Origin of the sequence: Aeromicrobium sp. (genome assembly GCF_050700635.1) — a bacterium.
GTDB lineage: Bacteria > Actinomycetota > Actinomycetes > Propionibacteriales > Nocardioidaceae > Aeromicrobium.
In genome coordinates this window covers 1-19,819 of the sequence record NZ_JBOHDT010000124.1, presented here as the reverse complement: position 1 = coordinate 19,819, position 19,819 = coordinate 1, and the positions used below count along the sequence as shown (strand labels likewise).

17 protein-coding genes and 1 pseudogene are annotated in these 19,819 nt (G+C 68.3%); 11 read left to right on the top strand and 7 right to left on the bottom strand.

Features of this window, described 5'->3' with window-relative positions; genetic code table 11:
* Positions 1–13 precede the first annotated feature (13 nt).
* The 3 genes and pseudogenes from sepH to ACRDPN_RS10045 form a co-directional block, all read right to left on the bottom strand.
* Positions 14–985 (bottom strand): septation protein SepH, encoded by a 972-nt coding sequence (gene sepH / locus ACRDPN_RS10055; protein ID WP_431447313.1) that lies wholly within the window; start codon positions 983–985, stop codon positions 14–16.
* An 86-nt stretch (positions 986–1,071) separates the two neighbouring features.
* Positions 1,072–4,458, bottom strand: a pseudogene (locus tag ACRDPN_RS10050) (bifunctional proline dehydrogenase/L-glutamate gamma-semialdehyde dehydrogenase).
* 175 nt (positions 4,459–4,633) lie between these two features.
* Positions 4,634–7,645 (bottom strand): MMPL family transporter, encoded by a 3,012-nt coding sequence (locus tag ACRDPN_RS10045; RefSeq protein WP_431447312.1) that lies wholly within the window; start codon positions 7,643–7,645, stop codon positions 4,634–4,636.
* Positions 7,646–7,834: 189 nt separating this feature from the next.
* Between ACRDPN_RS10045 and ACRDPN_RS10040 the strand changes: the two genes are divergently transcribed.
* The 3 genes from ACRDPN_RS10040 (at position 7,835) to ACRDPN_RS10030 (ending at position 10,060) form a co-directional block, all read left to right on the top strand.
* Positions 7,835–8,875 carry a ferrochelatase gene (locus tag ACRDPN_RS10040; RefSeq protein ID WP_431447311.1) on the top strand — a complete coding sequence of 347 codons (1,041 nt, stop codon included), beginning with the start codon at positions 7,835–7,837 and terminating at the stop codon, positions 8,873–8,875.
* Positions 8,872–9,663, top strand: coding sequence for an inositol monophosphatase family protein (locus ACRDPN_RS10035; protein ID WP_431447310.1), 792 nt, complete (start codon positions 8,872–8,874; stop codon positions 9,661–9,663). The genes ACRDPN_RS10040 and ACRDPN_RS10035 overlap by 4 nt, the downstream gene beginning before the upstream one ends.
* A gap of 97 nt (positions 9,664–9,760) precedes the next feature.
* Positions 9,761–10,060 (top strand): DUF4193 domain-containing protein, encoded by a 300-nt coding sequence (locus ACRDPN_RS10030; RefSeq protein ID WP_431447309.1) that lies wholly within the window; start codon positions 9,761–9,763, stop codon positions 10,058–10,060.
* Here the strand turns inward: ACRDPN_RS10030 and ACRDPN_RS10025 are convergent.
* Both ACRDPN_RS10025 and ACRDPN_RS10020 read right to left on the bottom strand, forming a co-directional pair.
* Positions 10,035–10,436 carry a DUF4235 domain-containing protein gene (locus ACRDPN_RS10025; RefSeq protein WP_431447308.1) on the bottom strand — a complete coding sequence of 134 codons (402 nt, stop codon included), beginning with the start codon at positions 10,434–10,436 and terminating at the stop codon, positions 10,035–10,037. The two genes, ACRDPN_RS10030 and ACRDPN_RS10025, sit on opposite strands and share 26 nt — an antisense overlap.
* Positions 10,414–10,908, bottom strand: coding sequence for a DUF3093 domain-containing protein (locus ACRDPN_RS10020; RefSeq protein ID WP_431447307.1), 495 nt, complete (start codon positions 10,906–10,908; stop codon positions 10,414–10,416). Before ACRDPN_RS10020 ends, ACRDPN_RS10025 begins: the two co-directional genes overlap by 23 nt.
* 247 nt (positions 10,909–11,155) lie before the next feature.
* Here ACRDPN_RS10020 and dut point away from each other — a divergent pair, with 247 nt between their 5' ends.
* The 4 genes from dut to ACRDPN_RS10000 are packed head-to-tail and all read left to right on the top strand — an operon-like array spanning position 11,156 to position 13,304.
* The gene (gene dut / locus ACRDPN_RS10015; protein WP_431447306.1) at positions 11,156–11,623 is read left to right on the top strand and encodes a dUTP diphosphatase; all 468 of its coding nucleotides are present in this window, start codon (positions 11,156–11,158) and stop codon (positions 11,621–11,623) included.
* Complete coding sequence (locus ACRDPN_RS10010; RefSeq protein ID WP_431447305.1) at positions 11,623–12,276, top strand: DUF3710 domain-containing protein; 654 nt, start codon at positions 11,623–11,625, stop codon at positions 12,274–12,276. Before dut ends, ACRDPN_RS10010 begins: the two co-directional genes overlap by 1 nt.
* A gap of 27 nt (positions 12,277–12,303) precedes the next feature.
* Positions 12,304–12,657, top strand: a complete 354-nt coding sequence (locus ACRDPN_RS10005; protein WP_431447304.1) for an OB-fold nucleic acid binding domain-containing protein — start codon at positions 12,304–12,306, stop codon at positions 12,655–12,657.
* Positions 12,654–13,304 (top strand): DUF3159 domain-containing protein, encoded by a 651-nt coding sequence (locus tag ACRDPN_RS10000; protein WP_431447303.1) that lies wholly within the window; start codon positions 12,654–12,656, stop codon positions 13,302–13,304. The genes ACRDPN_RS10005 and ACRDPN_RS10000 overlap by 4 nt, the downstream gene beginning before the upstream one ends.
* Here the strand turns inward: ACRDPN_RS10000 and ACRDPN_RS09995 are convergent.
* Entirely contained in the window at positions 13,301–13,969 is a 669-nt protein-coding gene (locus ACRDPN_RS09995; protein ID WP_431447302.1) for a potassium channel family protein, read from the bottom strand. The genes ACRDPN_RS10000 and ACRDPN_RS09995 overlap by 4 nt on opposite strands.
* On the bottom strand, positions 13,969–14,631 hold the full coding sequence (locus tag ACRDPN_RS09990; protein ID WP_431447301.1) for a potassium channel family protein: 663 nt from the start codon (positions 14,629–14,631) through the stop codon (positions 13,969–13,971). Before ACRDPN_RS09990 ends, ACRDPN_RS09995 begins: the two co-directional genes overlap by 1 nt.
* A gap of 67 nt (positions 14,632–14,698) precedes the next feature.
* On the opposite strand from ACRDPN_RS09990, the gene ACRDPN_RS09985 reads away from it, so the two are divergent.
* The 4 genes from ACRDPN_RS09985 to ACRDPN_RS09970 form a co-directional block, all read left to right on the top strand.
* On the top strand, positions 14,699–16,714 hold the full coding sequence (locus ACRDPN_RS09985; protein ID WP_431447300.1) for an APC family permease: 2,016 nt from the start codon (positions 14,699–14,701) through the stop codon (positions 16,712–16,714).
* Positions 16,707–17,912 carry a class I SAM-dependent RNA methyltransferase gene (locus tag ACRDPN_RS09980; protein WP_431447299.1) on the top strand — a complete coding sequence of 402 codons (1,206 nt, stop codon included), beginning with the start codon at positions 16,707–16,709 and terminating at the stop codon, positions 17,910–17,912. The genes ACRDPN_RS09985 and ACRDPN_RS09980 overlap by 8 nt, the downstream gene beginning before the upstream one ends.
* Before the next feature lie 172 nt (positions 17,913–18,084).
* Complete coding sequence (locus tag ACRDPN_RS09975) at positions 18,085–18,759, top strand: hypothetical protein (protein WP_431447298.1); 675 nt, start codon at positions 18,085–18,087, stop codon at positions 18,757–18,759.
* Positions 18,760–18,899: 140 nt separating this feature from the next.
* The coding region (locus ACRDPN_RS09970; RefSeq protein ID WP_431447297.1) for an aconitase family protein at positions 18,900–19,819 on the top strand (920 nt) is incomplete at its 3' end.

Below are 19,819 nucleotides of genomic sequence, written 5' to 3'. Positions count from 1 at the left end.
TCGTGCGGACCGGTCAGTCTTCGCGGCCGCCGAACATGATCTCGTCCCAGCTGGGGACGCGGCGGCGTTCGTGCTTCTTCTTGCGGGGGAGGGTGTCGGGGACGGCGACGTCGTGCTCGAGGGGGATGTCCAGGTCGGCGATCTCGAGCTCGCCCTGTTCGGCCTGTTCGTCTTCGGTCTCGTCGGAGAGGGCGAGCTGTTCCATGACGCGGCGCTCGCGGGCTTCCTTGATCGACGACACCGCGGCGTGGTGATCGCGCTCGGCGACCTCCTCGGGCGCGTCTGTCACGTCGTCGGTCGGAACCTCATCAGCCGCCGCCTCGACGGACGGCGCGGCTTCCTGGGCCTGCCCGCGCAATGCGTCCGCGATCGCCATGTCGCCGGAGTCTGGGAGGGCGACGTCGCCGACGAGGTCGTGAGCGTACTCATCGGTCGGCAGCACGTAGCGGCTCTTCACGTCGAACAGGAACGTGGCGGGCTGGTCCGCACCTGACGGTGCGACGACGACCGTCCAGCGGCCGTCTTCGCGGCGCCACGAGTCCCAGTGGGCCTCCTCAGGTGACGAGCCGCCAGCCGCGACGTTCTCGTCGACGAGGACGCCGAGCAGCGCTCCGTTGCCTCCGACGTGCTTGCGTCGGATGGTGGTCTTGCGGGCCTGCTCGCACATGTACTCACGCTCCGCGAGCACGGGCGTGGCGAAGCCGATGATCCGATCGACTGGCACGCCGGCTACCACGGCGACCTCGTCAGGACTCTCGCCTCGACGGATGCGCGTCTGGATGTCACGGGGGCTGAGTGAACTTTCCATGCGGGTCTCCAACGGGCCGGGCGTACTTTTTCGAGAGGCTTCGTCTCGGGAGGTGGCGTCGATCAGGGTGGAAAGACGGCGATCGGCCGGGATGTGGAACGTCTCGTCGGTGGAGTGGTCACGCGCGATGAGGAACCGTCCATCCTCGCTCAGTCCATCAAGACCGAGTTCACGCATCGCGAGCCTCCACAGATTCGTCCTGAATTCCATCGTAGGGACGCCGATGGCCGATCCCGTGGTGACGCGCCGACGAACTCACGGTGTCAGGCGCGGGGGAGAACGGCCTCGAACGCACGGTCCGGGTTTCCGAACCGGTGGTTCGTGATCGAGATCGCCTGCTCGCGCAGGAATGGCAGCAGCTCGATGCGCCCCGACTGCGTCACCGGGCCCGCGTAGATCGCGACGTCCGGGTCACCATCTACTGCGTGGGACAGGTCGGCTCCTGGGGAACCGACCACGCGGACCCGCTCGGGATGATGCTTGCTCATCTTGGCGAGCCACGCCTCATGCGTCTCGACCACGTGGTCGGCCAGGCCGCGCGGCAGCGGTATCGCCGAGCTCACCGTCACGGGCGACCCGGCGCGGGCGGCGGCCAGCAGCACGCGAACCAGGTCGGATATCGAGCCGTCGCACCGCACCATGACGGGGACGGGGCGATAGCGGAAGACGTTCCGCTCCACCCCGAGGCGGGAGACGTCCTTCTCGATCCCGAACTCACGGGTCCAGGCGATCTGGTCGGACGTCGCGGCTGCCCGCAGACCGGCGATCTCGGGAGCGCCCAACGAACCCTCGACCGAGGTCAGCATGGATTCGATCCGCTTCGACAGCGTGACTCCGGGCGGCAAGGTACGAAGTGGTCGTGGATGCCAGACGCCGAGATGCGTCAGGTAGTTGGGTCCGCCGGCCTTGCTCGTGGTGCCGACAGTGGACCGCTTCCAACCACCGAACGGCTGACGCTGCACGATCGCGCCAGTGATGCCGCGGTTGATGTAGAGGTTGCCGGCCTCGACGCGGTCGACCCAGACGTTGACCTCGTCGGGATCGAGCGAGTGGAGGCCGGCCGTGAGCCCGAAGTCGGTGGCGTTCTGCCAACGGATCGCCTCGTCGAGGTCGTGGGCGTGCATGATGCCCAGGACCGGGCCGAAGTACTCCGTGGTGTGGAACTCGCTGCCGGGCTGGACACCGGTGCGGATGCCCGGCGACCACAGCCGTCCGGTCGAGTCGAGACGCTTCGGCTCCAGCAGCCACGACTCGCCGGCCTGGAGTGTGGTGAGCGCGCTGAGCAGCTTGCCGTGGGCCGGCTCGATGATCGGGCTCATCATGGTCGTCGGATCGTCCGGATACCCGACGACGAGCGACGAGACTGCGTCGAGCAGCTGGCGGTTGAACCGGTCGGACGTGGCCACGGACCCGACGAGGATCGCCAGGCTCGCCGCGGAGCACTTCTGGCCGGCGTGGCCGAAGGCGCTCTTCGCGAGATCTGCGACGGCAAGGTCGAGGTCGGCGCTGGGCGTGACGACCATGGCGTTCTTGCCGCTCGTCTCCGCGAGCAACCCCAAGTCGGGGCGCCAGGAGCGGAACAGCTTGGCGGTGTCCCAGCCACCGGTGAGGATGACGCGGTCGACACCCGGATGGGAGATGAGCTCCTGGCTGAGCGACCCTTCGGCGATGGTGATGAAACGGAGCGCCTCGCGGGGGATGCCGCCCTGCCACAGGGCCTCGACCATCACGGCCGCGGACCGCCGGCTCAGGTGGGCCGGCTTGATGATCACGCCACTGCCGGCGGCGAGTGCCGACAGCACCGAGCCCGCCGGGATCGCGACCGGGAAGTTCCACGGTGGCGTGACGACGGTCAGGGTTGCCGGCTCGAAACGTGCTCCGTCGACGGCATCGAGGCGGAGTGCCGACTCGGCGTAGTAGTGGGCGAAGTCGATGGCCTCGCTGACCTCGACGTCGGCCTCGGCGATCGTCTTGCCGGTCTCGGCCGCCATGATCGCCACCAGGTCACCGCGGCGGGCGGCGATGGCAGCCCCGGCCTGGTGCAGGATCCATGACCGGAGCTCGACGCCTCGCGCCGCCCATGCGGATCCGGCCTCGCGTGTCTCGTAGATGAGCGTCTGCAGGCTCGCCGGGCCGTGCACGCTGCCCGCTTCGACGGTGTCCATGCCCAGATGGGAGTAGGTCGAGCGCTGCAGGGTCAGCTGGCCCCATCGCCGGTTGGCGTCGGTGGACGGGTCGGTGTCCGCGGCGTTCGAGAAGCCGTCGGTGTGCAGGGTGATGTGCTCGCTGGTCCGGTCCTGGGAGCGGAACGGCTCGGGCACGGATTCGTCGAGCGCCTTGACCGAGTCGAGGAACCGGTTGGCCTCGCGGTCGAACGCGTCCGACGATGTCGCGAGGTCGAAGGCGGCGGACATGAAGTTCTCGCTGCTGGCGTTCTCCTCCAGCCTGCGGACGAGATAGGAGATCGCGACGTCGAACTCCTCCGGATGCACGACCGGGGTGTAGAGCAGCAGCTGCCCGACGTCGCCACGGACGGCGTCCATCGGACCAGTGTCCATCCCGAGCAGCATCTCGAACTCGATGCCGTCACGGACGGAACGCTGATCGGCGAGCAGCCAGGCATAGGCGATGTCGAAGAGGTTCTGACCGGCGACGCCGATGTGCACCGCTTCGATGCGCTCGGGGGTGAAGGCCCAGTCGAGGACGCGCTTGTAGTTGGTGTCGGTCTCCTGCTTCGTGCTCCACGTCGCGAGCGGCCAGCCGTGGACGGCGGCGTCGACCAGCTCCATCGCGAGGTTGGCACCTTTGACGACGCGCACCTTGATTCGGGCTCCGCCGAGAGCACGCCGCGCCGTGGCCCACTCCTGCAACTGCTGCATCGCGGCCAGGCAGTCGGGAAGGTAGGCCTGCAGCACGATGCCGGCCTTGAGGTCGGGGAAGTCCTCGAGCACCTTCGTGAACACCGCGATGGTGAGGTCGAGGTCGCGGTACTCCTCCATGTCGAGGTTGATGAAGGCGCCGTTGGCGGACGCCGCTGTGTACAGAGGCTGCAGTCTCTCGACGACGCGGTCGACGGTGTCGTCGAATGCCCACATGGAGAGCTGGCTCGCCACGGCCGACACCTTGACCGAGACGTAGTCGACGTCGTCGCGCTCGAGCAGTGCCAGGGTGCGGTCGCGGCGGCGGACGGCCTCTTGCTCGCCGAGCACGGCCTCGCCGAGAAGGTTGATGTTGAGCCGGTCGCCGCCCTAGCGCAGCCGGGCGATCGCCCGGCCGAGCTTGGCCGGCCGAGCGTCGATGAGGAGGTGTCCGACGAGGCGTCGCAGGGTGCGGCGCGCCTGGCCGACCACGAACCCGGGCAGGAGGAGCGAGAGCATCGCCCCGACCTTGAGCAGCAGACGTTGCTGGAACGGCAGGAACTTCGGGACGCTACGGGCCAGGGAGCGCAGATTGTGTGCGGCGACACGGGAGTCCTCCGGACGGATGACCCGGTCGACGAACCCGACGGTGAAGTCGAGTCCGTCGGGGTCCTGCAGGAGGTGCGCGAGTCGCTCGGCGGCTGGGTCGGATCGGCTCGAGGACTCGCGGTCGGAATCGATCCAGGCACGGACGAGGTCGACGCTTCGCTCGGCGAGTGGAAGATCGGTCATGGCACGCTCAAGGTTAGTGGTTGGCCGCTGCTTTCAGGACGAGACGGGGAGGTGGAGACCGCGTGAGCGAACGACGGCACCACCTGATCCCACCCCTCCGAAGGCTCGTGCCTGAACAGTAGCCGCTGAGCGGCCCTCAAGACACAAGGTGTGCGAGGCAGTTCGCCGGACTGTGTCAGCCCTGACGGCTGGGCTGCAGACGCGTCGTGGCGAACGCGAATCGGCGTGACTCAGCGGGTCGTCCCGCGGGCCACCAGAGCCGCGGTCCGAGCAGGGCCGCACAGGCCGGCACGACCAGCGTGCGCACGATGAACGTGTCGAGGAGCAGGCCCATGCCGACTGTGAAGCCCAGCTGGGCCAGGCTCGTGATGCTTCCGAACATCATGGCGAACATGCTCGCCGCGAAGATGAGACCGGCGGCGGTGATCACGCGGCCGGTGGCAGATACGGCCCGGGCGATGCCCTCGGGAGACCCGTCCGGAGCTTCCTCACGCACACGTTTCATCAGCAACATGTTGTAGTCCGCCCCGACCGCCACGAGCAGGACGAACGCGTTGACCGGCACCCACCAGTCGAGCGGCTGGTCGAGCAGGATCTGCCAGACGAGCACGCCCAACCCGACGGCCGACGCGTACGACAGCACGACGGACGCCAGCAGAAGTCCGGCGACGACGACCCCGCGAAGCATGAGCAGGAGGATCAAGAAGACGGTGGCCAGAGTCACCGCCGCCACCAGCGCGAAGTCGTCCAGCATGAACTCCTCGAGGTCACCGTTGAACGCCGCGATGCCGGAGGTGCTGACATCGCTGCCGGCGAGTCGGGTACCGCGCAGGCCGTCCTCGGCGGAGCGCACGACCTCAAGGCTGCGTTCGGATCCGGCTCGTCCAAACGGATCGGTCTCACCGATCACCACCATGCGGGCGAATCGCCCGTCCTCGGAGAGGAAGACGCCGGAGGTGGACGCGAGCTTCGGGTCGTCGAACGCCGCAGGCGGCAGGTAGAAGCCTCCGACCTCCGGGTCCTTCGCGACCTTCGACGTCTTTTGCAGGTAGTCGGCGGCCTGCTCGAGCCCCTTCTGCAGCTCGGCCATCGAGGCGGTGGCCTCTTGGGTGCCGTCGGCGACCTTGCTGCTGCCGTCCGCGACCTGTCCGGCTCCTCCTGCGAGCTCGCCGAGCCTCTGCTGGGCCAGCTGCTGACCGGCCTCGAGCTCGGCTGCTCCGGTCTCGGCCCGGTTCAGCCCGGTGTCGAGACGGGCCAGACCCCGGTCGAGCGCGACGGTCCCGGCCGCGATCTGACGCGCCGCCGCAGCCGCTTCGCGCAGGCCGGGAAGGAGCTGATCGCGCTGGGCCACGTAGATCCGTCTGATTCCGTCCCGGGCCTGCTTGCAGGCAGGGTCCAGGCCGCAGGTCGGACTCGCCTGCAGGGCGGAGTGGGCCTGTCTGAGGCCGTCGACGGCCTGCTTGGTCTGGCGCGCGGCCGTCTCCAGCCCGTCGGCGAGCAGCGCGGCCCCGCGGCGCAGGTCCCGCGTGCCCTTCGACGCGTCGTCGGTGCCGTTCGACAGCCGCTCAAGGCCTTGCTGCAGGTCGCGCATGCCACCGAGCAGGCTCCCGGTCCCCTCGACCGCCTGGTCCGCCCCGGAGGCGACCTGCCCGGCACCGGAGCTCACCTCGCCGGCGCCGTCGGCCAGACGTCGGGAGTCCTTCTCGCCCGCCTCGAGGTCGTTCACCGTGCCCGCCAGCCGGTCGCCGACCTCGCCGATCTGACCCCCGATGGACGCCTCGGCGATGGGCTTGCCGGTCGGACGCGTGATGGAACGGACGGACTCGACCCCCTGCGTTCGGGCCACCGAGGCGGCGGACTGCTCGAGGGTGGCGAGGTCCTCGGCGTTGCGCATGTCGCGGTTGGCCGTGATCAGCACGAAGTCGCCGAGAACCTCGTTGCGCGGGTAGTGGTCCGCGATCATCTCGAAACCCTGGTTGCTCTCCGTGTCGTCGGGTTGCACGGCGCGTTCGTCGAAGCTGCGGGTCAGCGCCGGGTAGAAGGCCGCGAGCACGACGAGCGGAACGAGTCCAGCGAGGAGGACGCGACCGGGCCTGGTGACCACCATCGTGGAGACGCGCTTCCAGCCGCCTCGCCCGTTCGTCCCTGGTCGTGGATCGAGAAGGCCACGGCGACCCAGGATCGTGATGGCCGCAGGCAGCATCGTCATGCTGAGGGCCAGGGTGGCCGCGACGCCCAGGGCGATGGCCGGGCCGGTCGTGCTGAAGAGGCCGACGTCTGCCAGGGCCATGGACGCGTTGGCGAGGACGACGGTCAGGGCCGACCCCGCGATGACCACGCCGACCTTGGACGACGCGATCCCGATCGCCTCGTCACTACCGTGACCTCCGCGGCGCTCCTCGTGGTACCGACTGATCAGGAAGATGGCGTAGTCGGTCGCAGCACCGAGCACGACCGCGGTGAGGACGGACGCCGTGAACGTCGACACGTCCAACCCCAGGGTCCCGGCCAGAGCGGCCAGACCACGGGCCGAGGCCAGGGACAGGCCGATGAAGCCGAGCACCACGCCCGTCACGGCGATCGAGCGGTAGAGAACGGTCAGGATGATGGTGATCAGGCCGATGATGACGATCGTGATGATGGTCAGACTGGTCTCGGCCTCGTGCGACATGTCGGAGATGGTCGTGGGGTATCCGGTCACCGCCACGTCGAGCCCGCCGGGCGGATCGTCGTGGACGACCTCGCGAACCTGCTCGATCTGTCGGATCGCCGCCGGCGCACCGGTGTCCCCGATGATCCCGACCTGGAAGTAGACGGCGTCGCCGTCCTTGCTGGTCAGGGAGTCGTACAGCGTCGGGTTCGCATCGATCTCCTGGATGGAGGACACGTACTCGTCGCCCTCGAGCCGGGGCACCAGCCCCTTCATGTACTCCCGGTCGGCCTCGGTGAGGCCACCGTCCCGTTCGGCGACGACGTACAGGATGCTCTTGGTCTTGCCGTTCCCGAACGCCTGGTCCATGGCCTCGAAGGTCTGGACGGCTTCGGCGTTCTCGGGGATGAACGGCAGCGAGCTGTCGGCGACGACCTCTTCGAGCTGGGGCACAGCAACGTTGACGGCGCCCACGGCGACCAGGCAGCCGACAAGAACCCAGCCGGCCTTGCGGATCGAGATCTCCGCGATTCCCATGTCGGTCCCATCAACGAGCAGAGCCGTCGGTGGTGACGACTCCGTATCGTCCACGCTAGGGAGCAGTGGACGTCGAGACATCGCGCCGAGGTAGGCACGACGCTCCGACCGCAGTATGAGCCGGGGTCCTCCCCAGGTGTGATGAGCCACGTCACAATGTGTCGAGCGTCGCGTGAGACGATCGGTCCCATGGACGTTCGCCCGTTCGACGCCTTGTTGCTCGTGTCGTTCGGAGGGCCGGAGCACCCGGACGACGTCGTCCCCTTCCTCGAGAACGTCACCGCCGGCCGCGGCATCCCCCGTGAGCGCCTGGAGCAGGTGGGGGAGCACTACTTCCGCTTCGGTGGAAGGTCGCCGATCAACGAGCTGAACCGTGAGCTCATCGACTCGATCCGCAAGGACTTCGCCGAAAACGGCATCGACCTGCCGGTGTACTGGGGCAACCGCAACTGGGACCCATACCTGCGCGACACGATGGGACAGATGTCCAAGGACGGGATCACCAACGCCGCCTACTTCGTCACCAGCGCCTACTCGTCCTACTCCGGTTGCCGTCAGTATCGCGAGGACCTCTACGACGCCCGGTTGGGCTTCGACGTCGAGCTGACACGGTTGCGGCTCTACTTCAACCACCCCGGCTTCGTGACGCCGTTCGTCGAAGCCACGTCGTCCGAGCTTGCCAATGCGCCCGCCGGCACCCACGTCGTCTTCGTCACCCACTCGATCCCCGACGCGATGGACGCCGCCAGCGGTGGACCGGGTCGCCACGCGTACCGGAAGCAGCACGAGGAGGTCGCGGCGATGGTCGCCGAAGGCGCGGGAGCCGCCCGATGGAGCCTGGCCTTCTGCTCGCGGTCCGGATCACCCCACATGCGGTGGCTGGAGCCGGACGTCAACGACCACCTCCACGAGCTCGCCTCCGAGGGTGTCGAGTCGGTGGTCGTGGTGCCGATCGGCTTCGTCTCCGACCACATGGAGGTCCTCTACGACCTGGACGTCGAGGCGGCGGCCACGGCCAAGAAACGGGGCCTGCGGTACGAGCGGGCCGACACCCCCGGTGAGCACGCGAGGTTCACTGCGATGGTTCGTGACCTCGTGCTGGAACGCGCCTCTGTCGAGCGGGGTGAGCAGCCCGAGCGGGCCACCGTCGGGGGGTTTCCTCCCAACCCGGACGTCTGCCCGGCCGACTGCTGCGTCAACCCCCGCTCGCCGCTGCCCACCGTGCCGTGAGTGACGAGCTCCTCGCCCTCGCCCGCGAGGTCGGGCTGGAGGCTGCTGACTTCGTGGCCAGCAGCCGGCCGGACGGACGTGTCGGCGTCGCCGACACGAAGTCCAGCCCCACCGACGTCGTCACCGAGATCGACCACGCCACCGAGGACCTGATCCGCAGTCGCATCCTCGAGCGTCGGCCAGACGACGGGTTCGTCGGCGAGGAGGGGCACGACGTGCAGGGGACGAGTCCTGTCGAGTGGGTCGTCGACCCGATCGACGGCACCGTCAACTTCGTCTACGGAATCCCGTGCTACGCCGTCTCGATCGCCGCTGCCGTCGACGGCGTGGTCGAAGCCGGCTACGTCGTCAACGTCGCGTCCGGCGAGGAGTGGGCCGCCGTCCGCGGCGCGGGATCCTGGCGCCAGGTCGGCGAGCGACGGGTGCGGCTCACCGCGCCGGAACCGCCGGTACTCGCCCATGCGCTGGTCGGTACCGGGTTCAGCTACGTTCCGGAGATCCGTGCCAAGCAGGCGGCCGCGCTCGCGCAGCTGCTGCCGCAGGTGCGGGACATCAGACGGACCGGATCGGCCGCGCTCGACCTGTGCGAGCTGGCGGCCGGGCGCCTCGACGCCTTCGTCGAGCAGGGTCTGATGCCGTGGGACCACGCCGCCGCCGGCCTCGTCGCCACTGAGGCCGGAATCCTCGTCGCCGGGCTCGACGGCGAGCCGGACGAACGGCTCGTCATGGCCGCCCATCCTGCGATCTCCGAGGAATATTTCGCGCTCTTTCGCGCTTGTGGATTCTGAGTGCGGCGCGCATGTGCACCGTGTGAGACACGCTTGACCGCGTGTGGAACAATCGCGCCGGTTGATCCGAACACCGTGCCGTCAGATGGGAAGGTCCATGGCTACCGACTACGACGCACCTCGCAAGACCGAGGACGAACAGTCCGAGGACAGCATCGAGGAGCTCAAGGCGCGTCGTCACGAGAAGAGCTCGGGCAAGGTCGACGAGGACGAGGTCGAGGCCGCCGAGAACTTCGAGCTGCCCGGAGCCGACCTGTCCCACGAGGAGCTGGCCGTCCAGGTCGTGCCCAAGAAGTCCGACGAGTTCACCTGCAGCTCATGCTTCCTGGTGCATCACCGCAGCCAGTTGTTCTCCGAGAAGAAGGGTGTGCTCATCTGCCGCGATTGCGGCGCCTGAGTCTCTTCTTCTTGACTACCGGAGTCGGTTCCGCGCCGGGCTCGACGGGTTTGAGCGACTTCATGCCGGGCGGCAGCTGGCCGGTCGAGCGCAGCCAGTAGGTCGCCGCACTGCGATGCACCAGCACCTTGGTGAGCTCGACGATCGCGCCACCGACCACCGCCCACGCCACGACCTCCCGGACGTCGTTGTCGGGGTTGTTCGTGTCCGCCGGCGGCTTGCGTCTCGTCGCCGTCTGCCAGGTCAGGGTCGACACCTTGCGCGCCAGCAGACCCGCCCCGATCGTGGCTCCGCGGTCCATCACCTTCCAGACACCCTTGCCGCCGCGTGCGCCTTTCGGTGACTTGACTGGTTCAGACTTCTTCTTCTTCGCCACCGTGTACCTCTCCGTTGCTTCTCATCGCACGCCCAGTCTGGCCCAGCGCCTGCACGATTGCCTCCGGATGTCGGCTCGAGACGAGCCAGTACGGCGCCGGGTCGGACGCATCCGCGACGCCGACCAGCACGCCGGCGTCGATGTAAGGGCGCGTCCGCATCCACGCACGTGCATCTGCCTTCGGTCCGAGCCGTTCGCGGAAGCCGCGCGGATCTAGCGCCATCACCTCGCCGATGTCGTCGGGCGAGAGATGGGCCGACCCGACCCGGAGCCCCTCAGGGCCGGCCACCACCACGATCGATCCGAAGCTCCACACCAGGGAACCCGCCAGCACCGTGGCGAGCACGGCGGCACCGATCGCGATCGGAACGTTCGTCGCGACGAACATGAGCCAGCCCCAGATCAGGCCGAACGCGATCACGACCACCCACCACGACGCAGGGGCCGTCAATCGTTCGCGGTACGTGTCCACGCCCCCAGCCTGCCGCATCCAGGGCGCGTCTCCCTATTCCGATCCGGGTTCGCGCGGCGTCGCATCTCACCTGGCGGCGTTATCGTCGGTCGCCGCCGCCCCCACGGGCAGGCCCGCGGGAGCTGCCCCCACCCCGGCCCGCGCCTCCCTCCTCTGCCTAGCCAGCCGAGCGCGACGCCACGCGCACCTCGAACCGGAATAGGGACACGCCCTTGGCGTCCCGGACGACGCGGGTAGTGTCGCGAGCATGGTCGAGGTGAGCATCACGCGTCTGGACGACGGGCTGCCTCTGCCGTCGTATGCGAAGCCCGGCGATGCGGGAGCGGATCTCCGCACCACGATCGACGTCTCCCTGGCACCGGGTGAGCGTGCGCTGGTCCCCACCGGCATCGCGATCGCTCTGCCGGAGGGATTCGCTGCCTTCGTCCACCCGCGGTCCGGTCTGGCCTTGAAGCACGGTCTGTCGGTCGTCAACACGCCGGGAACCATCGACGCGGGCTACCGGGGAGAGATCGCCGTGCTGCTCGTCAACCACGACCTCCACGAGTCGATCTCGATCTCGCGTGGCGACCGCGTCGCCCAGCTGGTCGTCCAGCAGGTCGAGCGGGCCGCCTTCGTCGAGGTCGACGTGTTGCCCGACTCCGAGCGTGGTGCTGGCGGCTACGGATCCACCGGCGGCCATGCCACCGCCGAGCCTGTGCGTGAGAGGGCATGATGCGAAAGAAGTCCAAAGCACAGTACTCCGACGTCGAGGAGCAGGTTGAAGCCGACGCCGACCTGGTTGAGGCCCCACCGAGCGACGTGCGAGCCGAAGGTCCGTGGGACTCATCGGAGAAGGACGTGAGCGACGACTCGGCGTACCTCGACTTCGGCTCCCTGCTGATTCGTGGACGTCCGGGCTTCAACCTGCAGCTGCCCACGGACGACGACCAGGGCACGATCGGCTCGGTCGTGCTGGTCACGGAGGATTCCGGTGTCGAGATCCGCGCCTTCGCCGATGCCCGCTCGGGAGGACTGTGGGACGACGTCCGTGCCGACCTCGAGGTCGAGGCCGAGCGACTCGGCGGGCAGTTCGATCGCGTCGAGGGGCCGTTCGGCACCGAGCTGCACATCCGCGTACCGGTGAAGCTGCCTGACGGTGAGGACGGCTTTCAACCCAGCCGCATCGTCGGCATCGAAGGACCCCGGTGGATGCTGCGGGCGACATTCCTCGGCCGTGAGGCTCTCGAACCGAGTGACGACGGCCTGCTCATGACGGCTCTGCGCGACGTCGTGGTCGTGCGCGGCAGCGATCCGCGTGCCCCCCGTGACGCCCTGATCCTGACCGTCGGCGAGGACCTCGACATGGTCGAGAACAACCCGGCGTGACCACCGACCTCGACCTACACTGAAGACATGTCCGGACTATTCAGCCGCACCCTGGAAAAGTTCTCACCCGAGCACCAGGAAGCGGACGAACTTCAGGAGAACGCCGCCAAGGCGGGCTGTTCCCCGATCAAGACGCAGCCCGATCGTTGCGTCGCCACCGTGCACGGCACTCTGCGATCGGTCACCCTCCGCCCGATCGACGGCGTCACCGCACTCGAAGCCGAGCTCTACGACGGTTCCGACACCGTCACGCTCATCTGGCTCGGTCGACGAACGATCGAGGGCGTCGAGGCCGGTCGACGGCTCACGGTGCACGGCCGCATCGGCCGTCGGCGCGACGAGCGCGTCCTCTACAACCCACGCTACGAGCTCGAGGCATGACCTCAGGCGCCTCTGTCGACACGGTTGAACAACTCGTCCGCAGCAAGCTGTCCGAGGCTCTTGGGGGGCGTCGCGGCATCATCGAGAGCGCCGTGCCCACCGTGCTCTTCACGGTCATGTTCGTCAGCACCCACGAGCTGCGGCTGTCTCTCGTCGTCAGCATCGTGGCGACCGGCCTGCTGCTCGTCGTGCGGCTGGTACAGCGGAGCACGGTGCAGTTCGTGCTCAACGCCCTCATCGCGATCGGAATCGCTGCCCTCTTCGCGTCCCGAACGGGGGAGGCGCGTGACGTCTTCCTGCCCGGCATCCTCTACAACGGCGCCTACGCGACGGTATTCGTGTTCTCCATCCTCATCGGCTGGCCGATCGTCGGCTTCATGATCGGCAGCATCACCGGGGACCCGACCGGATGGCACGACGACAAGCCAATCGTCCGGCTGTGCGCACAGCTCACCTGGTTGTTCGCGGTGCCGTGCATCCTGCGGGTCCTCGTGCAGTACCCGCTCTACGCCGGCGACCACATCGCCCTTCTCGGCACCGCCAAGGTCATCCTCGGCTGGCCGCTGCAGATCGCGTCGTTCGCCGCGATGGCCTGGTTGCTGAGCCGCAACCGGACTCCGCTCGAGCCGGACGCCGAGACCGCCTAAGAAGCCTTCTTCGGCGAGAGCAGCTGACCGAGGTCGTGCTCGGCATCCTCGGGCGAGACGAACAGCAGCTCGTCGCCCGCCTCCAGCGAACGGTCGCTGTCGGGGGTCTGGATCGCGTTGTCGCGCAGGATCGCCACCAGCACCACGTCTTGCGGCCACGGGATGTCGGCCACCCGATGACCGATGTGCGGCGAGTCGTCCGGCATGGTGAGCTCGACGAGGTTCGTGTTGCTCTGGCGGAACGTGAACAGCCGCACCAGGTCACCCACCGTGACGGCCTCCTCGACGAGAGCCGACATGATGCGTGGCGTCGACACCGACACGTCGACGCCCCACGAGTCACCGAACAACCACTCGTTGGCCGGATGGTTGACGCGTCCGACGGTGCGGGGCACCGAGAACTCGGTCTTTGCCAGCAGTGAGATGACGAGGTTGGCCTTGTCGTCGCCGGTGGACGCGATGACGACGTCGCACGTCTCGAGCTGTGCTTCCTCGAGTGAGGAGAGCTCACAGGCATCGGCGAGCAGCCACTGAGCGTCCGGGACCAGGTCGGAGCGAATCGAGGCCGGCGCCTTGTCGATGAGAAGGATTTCGTGCCCGTTGTCGATGAGCTCGAGCGCGACGCTGCGTCCGACGGCTCCGGCTCCGGCGATGGCGACCCGCATCACTCCACCTCCGGTCCGGCGTCGATGGCGGCGTGGGCGTCGTCGGCCTCGTCCTCGCGCATGAAGATGTTCAGCACGTCGCCTTCTTGGATGACGGTGTCGCTGTGGGCGATGTGTCCGGAGCCGAGACGGGTGAGGTAGGCGACGCGCACCTCGGCATGACCCTCGAGATCTGAGATCTCGTGTCCGATCCAGACGGACGGGGCCTCCATGGTCTCGAGCCGGAGCTCGCCGGACGGATCACGCCATGCGGGCTCGGAGCCGGCCGGCAGCAGGCGTCGGAGCACCTGGTCGGCGGTCCACGTGACCGTGGCGACGGTGGGCACGCCCAGCCGTTCGTAGACCTCCGCGCGGCCGGGGTCGTAGATGCGGGCGACGATGTTGGTGACGCCGAACTGCTCGCGAGCCACGCGTGCGGAGATGATGTTGGAGTTGTCGCCGCTGGAGACCGCCGCGAAGCCGTCGGCCTTCTCGATTCCGGCCTCCTCGAGGACACCCTTGTCGAAGCCCATGCCGGTAACGGTGATGCCGCTGAAGCTGGGGCCGAGCCGGCGGAAGGCGTCCGGGTTCTGGTCGATGACCGCGGTCGTGTGGCCCCGCCGCTCGAGGCTGCGCGCGAGGGTGGCGCCGACGCGTCCGCACCCCATGATCACGATGTGCACGCACGCGACGCTACACCGCGTCCGGGTACCCCGTCGCGCGTGGCGCTGCGGGTCTACGATCGTCGCCGTGGGCATCGTCGACGTCGTCAAGCGTGCTGTGGTCGGTCGCAAGCTTCGCAGCACCCAGCTGGGCGAGACGTTGCTCCCCAAGCGCATCGCGCTGCCGGTCTTCGCCAGCGACCCGCTGTCGAGTGTCGCCTACTCCCCGGACGAGATCTTCCTGACGCTGTCGCTCGCGGGGGTGGGCGCATACGCCTACTCCTGGAAGATCGGGATCTTCATCGCCTTCGTACTGCTGGTGGTCGTGGCGTCCTACCGCCAGAACGTTCAGGCCTACCAGAGCGGTGGCGGCGACTACGAGGTGGCGACCACCAACCTCGGCTCGACGGCCGGGCTGGGTGTCGCGAGCGCTCTGGGCGTCGACTACGTCCTGACCGTGGCCGTGTCGATCGCCTCGGCGTCGCAGTACACGGCCAGCGTCATCCCCGCCGCGCGCGGCCACGAAGTGCTCGTGGCCGTCGTGGCCATCGTCTTCCTCACCGGCATGAACCTCAGAGGGGTTCGCGAGTCGGGAACGGCGTTCGCGATCCCGACGTACATCTTCATGGTGTCGATGCTGGGCATGGCCGGTTGGGGATTTCTCCGCGAGTTCCTCGGGTCAGGACTTCCGGACGCGCCGACGGCCGATCTCACGATCCTCCCTGAGGAGCCGTTCACCGCCGGCCTCACCGGCCTGGCGTTCGCGTTCCTGCTGCTGCGCGCCTTCGCATCCGGATGCGCGACACTCACCGGCGTCGAGGCCATCGCGAACGGGGTGCCGGCCTTCCGCAAACCCAAGGGCCGCAACGCGGCGGCGACTTTGCTGGTTCTCGGCGCCGTGGCGACGACGCTCGCGTTGTCGATCGTCTCCCTGGCCAACATCGTGAACGTCCGGGTCGCCGAGGATCCGGAGATCCAGCTCCGCAACCCCGACGGCACGTCGGTGGGTCCGGACTACCACCAGGACCCCATCGTGGGTCAGCTCGCGAGAGTCATCTTCGATGACTTCTCGCTGGGGTTCTTCCTCGTGACCGTGTCGACTGGTCTGATTCTGCTGCTGGCGGCGAACACGGCGTTCAACGGATTCCCGGTGCTCGGCTCCATCCTGGCTCGTGACGGCTACCTCCCGCGGCAGCTCGACACGCGCGGCGACCGGCTCGCGTTCAGCAACGGCATCGTCCTTCTGGCGCTCTTCTCGATCGTCCTCATCGTGGCCTTCGACGCCCAGGTCACCCGCCTGATCCAGCTCTACATCGTGGGTGTCTTCGTGTCGTTCACGTTGAGTCAGTCCGGCATGGTGCGCCACTGGACGCGCCTCCTCAAGGTGACTCAGGATCGAGCTGAGCGCCGAGCCATGCAGCGAAGCCGCGCCATCAATGCGTTCGGCACGACGGTCACCGGCACCGTGCTCGTGGTGGTGCTCATCACGAAGTTCGCGCAGGGGGCATGGATCGCGATCACCGCGATGATGGTCCTGTTCGTCATGATGCGCGCGATTCGACGTCACTACGACAGCCTCGGTGTGGAGCTCCAGATCGACGAGGAGGACCACATGCTTCCGTCGCGGGTGCATGCGGTGGTCCTCGTGGGCAGGCTGCACAAGCCCACCATGAGGGCGCTGGCGTACGCCCGAGTCTCCAGGCCGAACACCCTGGAGGCGCTCTACGTCGAGTTCGATCAGGGCGAGTCGGCCAAGCTGCGTGAGCAGTGGAGCGACCTCGGCATCCCGGTGCCGCTCAAGATCATCTCCTCGCCCTACCGCGAGCTCGTGCGCCCGGTGGTCCGATACGTCAAGGAGATTCGGAAGAGCAGCCCGCGCGATGTCGTGACGGTCTACATCCCCGAGTACGTCGTGGGGCGCTGGTGGGAGCAGCTGCTGCACAACCAGACCGCGTTGCGCCTCAAGGGTCGGCTGCTGTTCATGCCCGGCATCATGGTGACGAGCGTCCCGTACCAGCTTCGGTCCGCCGGCCAGGTGAAGGCTCGGCCCGAGCGTCCAGCACCGGGTGACGTCCGCCGCGGCGTCGGCGACCGGAATGAGTGACGACCTACCCGTCGTCGAGATCGGCCCCGTCGCGCACGGAGGTCACTGCGTGGCACGACTCGACGGGCAGGTGGTGTTCGTCCGTCACACGTTGCCCGGAGAACGGGTCCGTATCCGCATCACGGAGCGGAGCAAGCGGTTCCTGCGCGCCGACGCCGTGGAAGTGCTCGAGCCCGCGCCCGACCGGGTCGAGGCCCCATGCCCATACGCGGGAGACTGCGGTGGGTGCGACTTCCAGCACGTCTCACCAGCCGGCCAGCGCCGCCTGCTGACATCAGTGGTGCGCGAGCAGATGGAGCGGCTGGCCGGTCTGGCGTGGGACGGAGCGGTCGAGGCCGCCGATCCCGACGACCTCGGCTGGCGTACACGCGTCGCGTTCGCGGTGGACGACTCGGGACGGCCCGGGCTGCGGCGCCACCGCTCGCACCAGATCGTGCCGATCGAGGAGTGCCTCATCGCGCATCCCGACCTGCCGCAGGTGCTCGACCGCACCTGGGACGCCGAATCCGTCGAGGCCATCGTCTCGTCGACCGGCGAGCACCTGCTGGTCACCGACGCCACCATTCCCGACGAGGTCGAGCGTGCGGTCGACGGTGTCGTTGCGGTCGACGGCACCGTGCGAGGAGGTCGCGGAGCTCTCACCGAGCGGGTGCACAACACCGAGCTGCGGGTGTCGGGCTCGGGGTTCTGGCAGGTGCACCCGGCCGCGGCCAGCACGCTCGTGAACGCCGTGCTCGAGGCCGCGCAGCTGCACCCCGGCGACACGGCCGTCGACCTCTATGCCGGGGTCGGGCTGTTCACGTCGTTCCTCGCGGACGTCGTGGGGGAGCGAGGGAGGGTGGTGAGCGTCGAGTTCGACCGTCGGGCCGCCCGCGACGCCCGCCGAAACCTGCACGACCGGCCGCAGGTGGAGCTCGTCCACGCCAAGGTCGAGCTCGCCCTGCGATCCGGGCAGGTCGGTGCCACGGCCGATGTCGTCGTGCTCGACCCGCCTCGGTCCGGCGCGAAGCCCGCCGTCGCCGGCATCGCTGCGCTCACGCCGCGGCGCGTCGTCTACGTCGCGTGTGATCCGGCCGCGCTCGCCCGCGACATAGCCTCCTTCGCCGATCTCGGATACCGGCTCGAGCACGTCCGCGCCTTCGCCCTGTTCCCCATGACGCATCACGTCGAGTGTGTCGCGACGCTCGTGCCCCACTGAGTGCTCCACCCTGGGTGCTCATCGCGTCGGTGGGCGCAGTGATGTTGGCAGCCGGCATCACCTGGGAGCAGCGCGTGCGCGATGGCCGTGCCGTCGTCCGTTACGTCGGCTCGATGCGATGACCCCCACTGTTGCAGTTGTATCGACCTGCACACCGCGACAAGGTGAGGGCATGCCCGAGTTCAGGACCGTACGTGAGTTACGGCGCGACGCGCTCTTGCAGGACACCTTGCTGTTCTGCCTCGCGTTCACCATCGGCGCCGCCGTGTACGCGGTCGTGCGCGCCATCGTCGACGGGCTGGCCGACTTCTGGACGATCGGGCTGTCGGACGGGCTCCTGCTGAGCGGGCTGGTCGCCGGTGAGCTGTTCCTGCTGTGGAACAACGGCTACCGGCAGGGCGTCCGCGGTCACAGCATCGGCAAGCACCGCAGCGGCATCGCGGTCGTCGACCGTGGCGACGACGCCCCGACCGGCGTGGCCCGCGGCCTGGCGCGCGGGCTGATCATGGTGGTGCTGCTCGACCTGGCTGCCGCCGCGATTCCGGTCGGGCTCCCGACCGTGCTCCGCAGCGCCACACCGGAGAGCTGGCACTTCGGCGTCACGGCCTACATCGCGCTCGCGGTGATCCTGGTGCCGCTCCTCCTCCCGACCGACCGCGGACTGGCCGACTGGCTGCTGCGCACGAAGGTGGTGCGGGCCACCGGTGCCGACGCCACGACGCGGCCCGGACGTCGACGCGCGCTGGTCGTGCTCGACGTGGTCGGCGTGGTCGGAGTACTTGCCGTCGTGACCACGTACGTCGCGTTCTACTGGCCGTTGATCTGGCAGTTCCCCAGCCTGTCCTGACCGCACGGTCCGAGGGCGCGCGGACCGCCATGTATCTTGATGTCGAGATACTTTGCACGCCTGCCGGTAAGGCAGACCTGAGATGGCGCTGGAGAACCCTGCTCGGCAGGATGGGTGTGACAGCGCGAGGAGGAGAAATCATGGCCGTCGACAGCTTCAACGCCAAGGACACCCTCGAGGTCGGTGGGGAGTCGTTCGAGTTCTACCGACTCGACAAGGTGACTGGCGACGGGCTCGACGTCGACTCGCTCCCGTTCAGCCTCAAGGTGCTGCTCGAGGGCCTGCTGCGCACCGAGGACGGCTCGAACATCACCCAGGACGACATCGAGGCGCTGGCCGGCTGGGACGCCGATGCCGATCCCAGCAAGGAGATCCAGTTCACCCCGGCGCGCGTGATCATGCAGGACTTCACCGGAGTGCCCTGCGTCGTCGACCTCGCCACGATGCGCGAGGCCATGGCTGATCTCGGCGGCGACGCCACCAGGATCAACCCGCTCGCTCCGGCCGAGATGGTCATCGACCACTCCGTCATCGCGGATGTGTTCGGCACCCCGGAAGCGTTCGAGCGGAACGTCGAGATCGAGTACGAGCGCAACCGCGAGCGCTACCAGTTCCTACGCTGGGGCCAGGGCGCGTTCCACGACTTCAAGGTCGTGCCTCCGGGCACGGGCATCGTGCACCAGGTCAACATCGAGCACCTCGCCCGAGTCGTGTTCACGCGCGACGACAACGGTGAAACGGTTGCTTACCCCGACTCCTGTGTCGGCACCGACTCGCACACGACGATGGTCAACGGACTCGGCGTCGTGGGCTGGGGCGTCGGTGGCATCGAGGCCGAGGCGGCCATGCTCGGGCAGCCGATCAGCATGCTGATCCCACGGGTGGTCGGCTTCAAGCTCAGCGGCGAGCTGCCCGAGGGCGCCACCGCCACCGATCTCGTGCTCACGATCACCGAGATGCTGCGCGAGCACGGCGTCGTGGGCAAGTTCGTCGAGTTCTACGGCGACGGCGTCGGCGCCGTGCCGCTCGCCAACCGCGCCACGATCGGCAACATGAGCCC

Coding starts and splice junctions, on each gene's coding strand:
- ACRDPN_RS10030 (WP_431447309.1), top strand. CDS start 9,761: ATGGCTACCGACTACGACGCACCTCGCAAGACCGAGGACGAACAGTCC.
- ACRDPN_RS10045 (WP_431447312.1), bottom strand. CDS start 7,645: ATGGGAATCGCGGAGATCTCGATCCGCAAGGCCGGCTGGGTTCTTGTC.
- ACRDPN_RS10000 (WP_431447303.1), top strand. CDS start 12,654: ATGACCTCAGGCGCCTCTGTCGACACGGTTGAACAACTCGTCCGCAGC.
- dut (WP_431447306.1), top strand. CDS start 11,156: ATGGTCGAGGTGAGCATCACGCGTCTGGACGACGGGCTGCCTCTGCCG.
- ACRDPN_RS09975 (WP_431447298.1), top strand. CDS start 18,085: ATGCCCGAGTTCAGGACCGTACGTGAGTTACGGCGCGACGCGCTCTTG.
- sepH (WP_431447313.1), bottom strand. CDS start 985: ATGCGTGAACTCGGTCTTGATGGACTGAGCGAGGATGGACGGTTCCTC.
- ACRDPN_RS09995 (WP_431447302.1), bottom strand. CDS start 13,969: ATGCGGGTCGCCATCGCCGGAGCCGGAGCCGTCGGACGCAGCGTCGCG.
- ACRDPN_RS10040 (WP_431447311.1), top strand. CDS start 7,835: ATGGACGTTCGCCCGTTCGACGCCTTGTTGCTCGTGTCGTTCGGAGGG.
- ACRDPN_RS10010 (WP_431447305.1), top strand. CDS start 11,623: ATGCGAAAGAAGTCCAAAGCACAGTACTCCGACGTCGAGGAGCAGGTT.
- ACRDPN_RS09980 (WP_431447299.1), top strand. CDS start 16,707: ATGAGTGACGACCTACCCGTCGTCGAGATCGGCCCCGTCGCGCACGGA.
- ACRDPN_RS10005 (WP_431447304.1), top strand. CDS start 12,304: ATGTCCGGACTATTCAGCCGCACCCTGGAAAAGTTCTCACCCGAGCAC.